The organism is Nocardiopsis sp. MG754419 (assembly GCF_018207095.1).
Classification (GTDB): Bacteria; Actinomycetota; Actinomycetes; order Streptosporangiales; family Streptosporangiaceae; genus Nocardiopsis.
The window spans coordinates 1-8,044 of record NZ_QOCZ01000250.1; the positions used below are offsets into that span (position 1 = coordinate 1).

Below are 8,044 nucleotides of genomic sequence, written 5' to 3' on the forward strand. Positions count from 1 at the left end.
CCTCGACGGCGCGGGCGATGCCGAAGTCGATGACCTGGGGGCCGCGGGGGGACAGCAGGATGTTGGAGGGCTTGAGGTCGCGGTGCATCAGCCCGGCGGAGTGAATCGCCTGGAGCGCGCGGGCCAGACCGACCGCCAGGACCCGGAGCGTCGGTTCGGGGAAGGGGCCGTTGCCACGGACGGCGTCCTTGAGGGTGGGTCCGGGTACGTACTCGGTGGCCATCCACGGCGCGGGCGCCTCGGGATCGGCGTCCACGACGTCGGGGGTGAAGGGCCCCGTCACCATCTGCGCCGTGCGCACCTCGCGGGCGAACCGGGCGCGGAACTCCGGATCCGCGGCCAACTCCGCCTTGGCCACCTTGAGGGCGGCCAGCCGTCCGGAGGGGGTGCGGGCCAGGTACACCTCGCCCATGCCACCGGCGCCCAGGCGGGAGAGGAGCCGGTGGGGGCCGATGCGGGCGGGGTCGGTGCTGGTGAGCGGGCGCATGGGGGCTCTCGTGGGTGCGGCTGTGGGGTTTCGGGCGAAGTTTACTGCGTGTCCCGTGCCGGCCGGAGTGCGGTGAGTGACCACGTCCGGCCGGGTTCGGAACCTCAGTAGAGCGTGCCGACCTGCTCGTAGGTGTCCGGGTCCAGCAGCACCGGCGGGGACGGGTCGGTCGTGATGGCCGCGACGACCTCACCGTCGGGGTGGAAGGCGAGCGTCCGGTATCGGGTGTCGTGCTCGGCGTCCTCCCACAGGTTCTCGCCGGAGGCGACGTCCCAGAGGTAGGAGTGGTACCGCCAGCCCCCCTGGTCGGTGTCCACCATCCACGCGGCGTACAGGAGTTCCCCGGCGGGGTCGAACCGCAGTTGGGTGAGGGCCGGGTCGTCGTCGGTCTCGAACTCGTCCCGGGCGAAGGAGGCGACCTCCTCTCCGGTGCCGTGGTCGACGAGGGAGAGGCCGGTGGTGTCCTCGAAGGCGACCTCGGTGCCCCCGGGCCGCACCGTGAACCAGGAGCTCGCGGTCCCCTCCACCGTCCGGACCCGCTCGCCGCTGTCCACGTCCCACACGTGGACCGAGCCGTGGTCGTTGGTGGCGATGTGGTCCTCGTCGAGGAACCGGGTCCGGTACTGGCGTTGGTCGGTGAGGGCTTCTCCGGCCTCACCGGTGGCCGTGTCGATGACCTGGGTCCCGGCGCCGTCCGTGAACCCCGTGTCCAGGGCGAGGACCATGCGGGTGCCGTCGGGGGAGAAGTCGAAGTTCTGGATGTCCTTGGGGGAGCCCAACCAGCGGTCCTGCTCGTCCGGTCCCTCCTGGGCGCCCAGGTGTCGGACGGTCGTGCCGGTGAGCAGGTCGTGTGTGTGGGCCATCTGGACCGGGTTCTCGCGGGTCTCGTAGGCGACCGGTGACGAGGCGATCAGGGTGCAGCCGAACGGCGAGAACACCGTCTCGGGCCGGAGGGCGGAGAGCGCCTCGGCCGGGCGGGCGATCTCCTCCTTCTCTCGCCAGTCCCAGACCATGAGGCCCACCTGGGACGAGACCGCGAGCACGTTCCCGTCCGCGGAGAAGGTCAGCTCGGAGACGGTGGTGTCCTGGGCCGGGGGCTCTTCCGGGGCCGGATATCCGGTGGCGTCCCCGCAGTCGCCCTCGCTGATCAGCGAGACCGCGTCGTCCTCCGTCGCTCCCGGATCGCCCGAGAGCCGGTCGTGGGCGATCACCGCGCCCGCGGCCCCGAGCCATGCGGACCAGGTCGATGGCGCTGGGGCGCAGCCGGGGGTCGCGCTTGAGACACGCGTCCACCAGACCGCGCAGTTGCAGCGGCACCGCGGCCGACCCGTCGGGGCCCTCGACCCCGCTCGCGGCGAAGCAGAGGGTCGCCGCCCACGAGAACACGTCCGTGGCCGGGCTCGCCCCACCCTCCGGCGCGGCGAACGCCGGGTGCGGCGCCCGCTGTTCGGTGTCCGAGACCGCCCACTCCAGGCCCGCGTCGGCCAGGACCGCCCCGTGCGCGGCCAGGACGACACCGTCCGGCCACAGGGATCCGTGGGCCAGGTGCGCGGCGTGCAGGTCGGCCAGCCCCTGTGCCAGGGCGAGGGCCAGGGGGTGCACGGCGTCCACCGGCAGCGGGCCGTGCGCACGGACGAGTGCGGCCAGCGTGGGCCCCAGGGGGCGGGAGACGGCGACCCAGGGCACGGCCCCGCGCAGGTCGGCGTCGCGGGCCGCGCAGACGTGGACCCCCGACATCCCGCGCGCCGCCTCCACCTGGCGGGCGAACGCCCCGCGGAAGGTGGGATCGGTGGCGTACTCCGGGCGCACGACCTTCACCGCCACCGGTGCGCCGTCGTCGGAGGCGCCCAGGTAGACGCGGGCGTAGGCGTCCTCGCCGAGGCGGGCGCGCAGACGGTAGGGGCCGATGGCGGGCGGGTCGTGCGGGTGGAGGGAGTGCATGGGCCTCACCGGGGGTCGGGGAGCGAACGGGCCGCCGCTCAGATCTGGTCGACGAGACGCAGCTCGATCGGGTCCACGAACCAGATGGCGTTGCCGTGCGCGGGTACGCCCACGAGGACCTCGCCCTCCGGGTGCACGGCGATCTCGTGCATGAAGCCCTCGTTCCCGTCGGCGGTCAGGTCCTCCCCGGTGGAGAACTCCCAGACCTTCATGTACGCCTCCTCGAAGCTGAAGTCCACCGGCACGTAGGTGATGTAGACGCGGTCCGCCTCCCGGCTGTACCGCACGTCGTGCACCCTGAACTCCTCGGCGTCCATGTCCTCGTCGACGAAGTCGGTGGCGTCGGAGCTCGCGGTGAAGTCCACACGCCGGGCCCCGTCGGTGAGGGGGCGCAGGATCTCGGTGTCGTCGACCATGGAGACCCCCTTGGGGTTCAGTTGGGGGCTGTCGGTGCCCTCCGCGACGATCTCCCCGCTCTCGACGTTCCACACGTGGACCCCGGACGTGTAGTCCTGGGCGATGACGTGGGCGCCGTCGGGGGAGACGTCGAGCGCGTGCACGCTGACGGGCCCGCCGGTGAGGGTCGTGTCCAGATCACCGGTCTCCAGGTCGTAGATCAGGACGGGGGCGTCCATGTTCCCGATCGAACCGACGACCAGCCGGGTGCCGTCGTCGGTGAAGGCGACCGAGCCGATGTCGTACCCCTCGGCGAAGACCGTGTGCTCGCCGGACTCCAGGTGGTAGACGTGCGCCCCGTCGTCGGAGGCGTAGGCCACCCGGCAGTCGTCCGGCCCGAAGTGCGGGTACCCGTACGGCATGGGGATGTCCGTCTCGATCAACGCGAGTTCGGTCTGCTCCCGCCAGTCCCACAGCGCCAGACCGCCGTTGCCGGCCACGACGAGGACGTTCCCGTCGTGGGAGAACTCCATCTGGATGGCGCCCTCCACGTTGTTGGGGGCGGTGGGCTCGTCCTTGGCGGCCTCGGTGAACTCCGGAGCGAGGTGCTCGCCGGGGTCGCAGGTCTCGCGCCGGGCCACGGTGGAACCGTCATCGGAGCCCTCGCCGGGGCCGAGGACCCGCGCGGCCTCACCCGCGGTCCACACACCGAGCCCGGCGACCAGGGCCAGGGCGACGGTGGCGGCCGTGCCGATGAGCGCGCGACCGCCCCGGATCCCCTTGCCCCCGGACACGGGGGCGGAGGTGATCACGCCGTGGTACTCGTGCGCGACCCCGTCCAGCCGCGCCGCGGCCGCGGGCGGCAGCCAGGCGGCGGCCGCCGGCGCGGGGGCCACCGGTCCGCCGAGGGCGTGCAGCACCCGGGTGGCGTCGGGGCGCGCGGCGGGGTCCTTGTCCAGACAGGCCTCGATGATGCCGCGCAGTGACGCGGGGACCTCATCGAGATCGGGTTCCAGGTGGCCGATGCGGTACAGGACGGTGGAGGGGTGGCCGTCGCCGAACGGGGCCCGCCCGGTGAGCGCGTACACCAGGGTCCCGCCGAGGGCGAAGACATCGGCGGCCGATCCCGGGTTCGTCTCACCCTCGACGGCCTCCGGCGACATGAACGCGGGGGTGCCGACGAACCGTGCGTCGTCGTCGTCGGTCTCCTGGGAGTCGCCCAGCGCGTGGGCGATACCGAAGTCGATGACCTGGGGCCCCTCGGCCGCCACCATCACGTTGCCGGGCTTGAGGTCGCGGTGCACCAGCCCGGTCGCGTGGACCCGTTCGAGCGCCTGGGCGATACCGCGGGCCATGAAGCGCACGGACTCCTCGGGGAGCGGCCCGGCCCCCGACACCAGGTCCTGGAGCGAGGGGCCCATCACGTACTCGGTGGCCAGCCAGGGGGTCTGTCCCGAGGTGTCGGCGTCCAGGACCCGGGGCGTGTAGTCACCGTGGACCCGCCGGGCCAGTTCCAGTTCCCGGGCGAACCCCTCCCGGAAACCGGGGTCGTAGGCGTACTCGGCGCGCACCACCTTGATCGCGGCCGGGGTTCCGTCCGGCCCCGTTCCGAGATACACACGGCCCATACCGCCGGAGCCGAGCAGGGCGAGGACGCGGTAGGGACCGACCTCGCGCGGGTCGTGGGGAGCTGGTTGCCGCATGGTGCCCTTCCAGGGGTGTTCAGGAGAACTCGGCGACGACGCTGTGGTCGGTCGCGTCGAGGACGCGGACGAAGGTGGTGCCGCCCTCGCTGTGGGTGGTGGCGAAGTGCTCTCCGTCCGGAGCGATCCCGATGACGTCCGACAGACGCAGGCCCTCCGCGGGCAGGAGCTCACCGCTGTCCGTGTCCCACACGAGGGAGTCCTCGTCGGGCATGTTCCGTCCGGAGTAGGCGATCGAACCGTCCGGGGAGAGGGCGACCTCGTTCAGACGGGAGTAGCCGAGGTCGGGCACGTCCATGTCCCGAGTGGAACCGTCGGCCAGGTCGACCACGAAGACCTCGGTGGAGTCGGACAGGACCACCATGGTGTCGCCGTCCGCGGAGAGCGCGACGTCGACGCTCCCCTCGCTCTCGAACCGGTGGAGTTCCTCGCCGGTCCGCGCGTCCCACACCAGGGCCGCGACGGTCGTCTGTGCGTCCGCGGCGTAGGTCGCCCCGACCAGGGTCGACTCGTCCGGGGTGTACGCGAGTTCGTGCAGGAAACCGTCGATGGGGAAGTCGGACACGACCTCGCCGCTCTCCAGGTCCCAGGTCACCAGGATCGGGTCCCCCTCCAGGGTCCCGTCGTCGGAGGCCTGGACGGCCAGCGTGGAGCCGTCGGCGGTGAGGGCGGGCATGTCGAACACGCCGAACTCCTCGTCGCGCCCCAGGACCGCGATCCGGTTCTCGCTGTCGCCCTCCCAGACCCGGACGTAGTCGTGGACCGTGGACGCCAGGTGACCCGTGCCGGTGAAGTGGGCCCCCGTGGCGAGCGGATACTCGTCGACCCGCTCCCCGGACCGCCAGTCCCACGTGCTCAGGGTCCCCGACCCGAAGGCGTGCAGCAGATCGCCGTCCTCGGAGAACGTGAGGTCGTACACGAACCCGTCGAAGGGGCCGAACTCCTCCTCCGCCCCGGCGTCGTCCTCGTCCCCACCGCCCTCGGCGCTCTCCCCCTCGGCGGCACCGTCGGCCGTCGGGTCCGGCGCGTCCTCGGAGTCCGCGGGCAGCGCGCTCCACGCGAGCGCACCGCCGCCCAGCAGCACCAGGGCCGCGACCGCCGCCGTCGCGACCAGCGCGGACCTGCGGCGCCACCACGCGGGTGCGGGGCGTGGGCGGGGCGGCTCGGCGGAGCCCTCCGCGGTGTGCGCGCCTCCGGGCGGCGCGGTGGCGGGTTCGGCGGCCCCGGCCCGCGCGGTCGCCCCGGCCCTGGCGTCGATCTGCCGGTGCACCTGGGTGGGCAGCCACCCGTGCTCGGCCGACGGCAACGGCAGCCCGGACAACGCGCTCAGGATGGCGTCGGTGTCGGGCCGTTCCTCGGGGTCCTTGGCCATGCACCGGGCGATCAGGTCCCGCAGGGGGCCCTCCGGCAACGCGTCGAGGTTCGGCTCCGCCTTCAGCACCCGGGCGAGGCTGTTGACCGCAACGCCCGCACCGAAGGGCGGCATCCCACTGGCGGCGAACACCACCGCACCGCCCAGCGAGAACACGTCGGCGCGCGGGGTCACGTTCCCGCCGATGATCTGCTCCGGAGACGTGTACGCGGGGGTGCCGAAGTTCTGGCCGGTTCTGGTGAGGACGGTGCCCTCGACGGCGCGGGCGATGCCGAAGTCGATGACCTGGGGGCCGCGGGGGGACAGCAGGATGTTGGAGGGCTTCGTCCCGCACGGCCTCCTTGAGGGTCGGTCCGGGCACGTACTCGGTGGCCATCCACGGCGCGGGCGCCTCGGGATCGGCGTCCACGACCGCCGGGGTGAACGGGCCGCGCACGCGTTGGGCGGTGCGCACCTCGCGGGCGAACCGCGCACGGAACTGGCCGTCGTGGGCGAGCTCCTCCTTGACCACCTTCAGTGCGCACAGCTGCCCGTCGGGGGTCCGCGCGAGGAACACCTCGCCCATGCCACCGGCGCCCAACCGGGCGAGGAGCCGGTGGGGTCCGATCGCGGACGGGTCGTCTGCGGTGAGGGGATGCATGGCGGCAGGGATCCTTACTGCACGCGAAGCGGCGATGTTCCGGCTGGTCCGGGAGAGGAACGAGGGGGTACGTACGTGGACAATGTAGCGGGTGGCGGAGCACGGGCCACCGGTACGATGTCGCGTTCCGGCCCGAGGTTCCCGTGGCGTCCCGCGGTGCGACCGGGGTCGTGGCCTTTCAGGGCCTCCGCCGCGCTTCCGCCGGTGTGCGGAAGCCGCGCGGCGCGGTGGGAACCCTCGGCGCCCTTGGTGGGAGGCGTCGTTCCTCGCGCATCCACCCTCCGGCACCCTCCCGCGTTCCGGCGCCTCCCGTCCACCGGTGCCCGCACCCGCACCCCGGTGCTCCGACACGCCGGTTCTAGTCGTGCCCGCTCAGGCGGTTGCGGACCATGAAGCCGAGGTCCGGTCGGAACTCGTAGTCCATGACGACCCCGTCCTCACCGCGCACCCCCGCCAGGGAGGCACCGTCGTCGGTGACCGTGAACGGATGCACGTCGGGTCCCGCGGTGGACGGAGCGGAGGGCACGAACTCCTCTCCGGACCGCAGATCCCAGGCGGTCAGGCGGTCGGTCCCTCCGTCCCGTTCTCCCCGGGAGGCCAGGACGAGCTCGTGCTCGGCGCTGTAGGCCACGTCCAGCAGGGCACTGTCGGTGATCCGAGGCCGCAGGGTGCGGTCGACGTTCCCGCTGCCGGTGTCGTGCACCGCCACCGCGTCACCGCGCACGACCAGGACCCTCTTGCCGTCGGGGGTCAGGGCGAAGGAGCCGGCGTCCGCCCCGTCCCGGGTGTCGATCCGGGAACGGACCGAGCCGGAGGCGGTCTCCCAGAGCGTGACTCCGGCGTCGATCTCACCTCCGGCGACCAGTGCCCCGTCCTCCGAGAAGGCGATGGCGCCGATCCCTCCCGAACCCTCCAGGGCGTCGGTGCGCTCCCCGTCGGCCACGGAGTACAGGTGCAGGTGACGGTCCTCGGGGTCGGAGTCCACCCCGACCGCCAGGGTGGAGCCGTCCGGGGCGAACCGTACGGCCCGCGCCGGAACACCCTCGCCCACGGTGCGGCGCTCGCCGTCGGCCAGGTCGATGAGGGTGACGCCCTCCTCGGTGCCGACGGCCAACAGACAGCCGTTCGGGGCGAAGGCGGTCGGTGATGAGGAACGGGCGCCCTCGACGGGGACGTGGGCGACGTGTGCGGCCGCCTCGGTGTCCCACAGGCCGACGCCGTCCTCCGTGCCGGTGGCCAGGGCCTCGCCGTCGGGGGCGTAGGTGAGCGTCGGCGCCGTGCGCCCCGTCACGGGCGGTTCGGTGGACGGTGTGAACGCCTCCGCGTAGCCCTCGGCGGGGGAGCAGGGGTCGCCCGCCGGGCCGAGCCCGATCCGGTCGTAGGCGTACAGGCCGGCTCCGGCCACCAGGGTGACCGAGACCAGCACCACGGCGCCGATCACCGTCGCTCGGCGGCGTCGGGAGGCGGACGGGTCGTTCTGCGGGGGCGCGGGGACGGCGGGACCG

Annotated in this window: 5 protein-coding genes; all 5 read right to left on the reverse strand. The window is 73.2% G+C overall.

The genetic code is table 11. The features are described from left to right. A partial coding sequence (locus DSY14_RS27015) for a serine/threonine-protein kinase (RefSeq protein ID WP_211719434.1) occupies positions 1-487 on the reverse strand: 487 nt, incomplete at its 3' end. A gap of 104 nt (positions 488-591) precedes the next feature. Continuing rightward, entirely contained in the window at positions 592-1,698 is a 1,107-nt protein-coding gene (locus tag DSY14_RS29085; RefSeq protein ID WP_249188541.1) for a WD40 repeat domain-containing protein, read from the reverse strand. Between the two features lie 768 nt (positions 1,699-2,466). Continuing rightward, positions 2,467-4,527, reverse strand: coding sequence for a serine/threonine-protein kinase (locus DSY14_RS27025; RefSeq protein WP_211719435.1), 2,061 nt, complete (start codon positions 4,525-4,527; stop codon positions 2,467-2,469). Positions 4,528-4,546: 19 nt separating this feature from the next. After that, positions 4,547-6,373: a protein kinase gene (locus tag DSY14_RS27030; RefSeq protein WP_307851349.1), complete on the reverse strand. Its 1,827-nt coding sequence runs from the start codon at positions 6,371-6,373 to the stop codon at positions 4,547-4,549. A 524-nt stretch (positions 6,374-6,897) separates the two neighbouring features. Then, the coding region (locus DSY14_RS27035) for a WD40 repeat domain-containing protein (protein ID WP_211719436.1) at positions 6,898-8,044 on the reverse strand (1,147 nt) is incomplete at its 5' end.

Excerpts from the sequence above, each read along its gene's own strand:
- DSY14_RS27025 (WP_211719435.1), bottom strand. The coding sequence starts at position 4,527 with ATGCGGCAACCAGCTCCCCACGACCCGCGCGAGGTCGGTCCCTACCGC.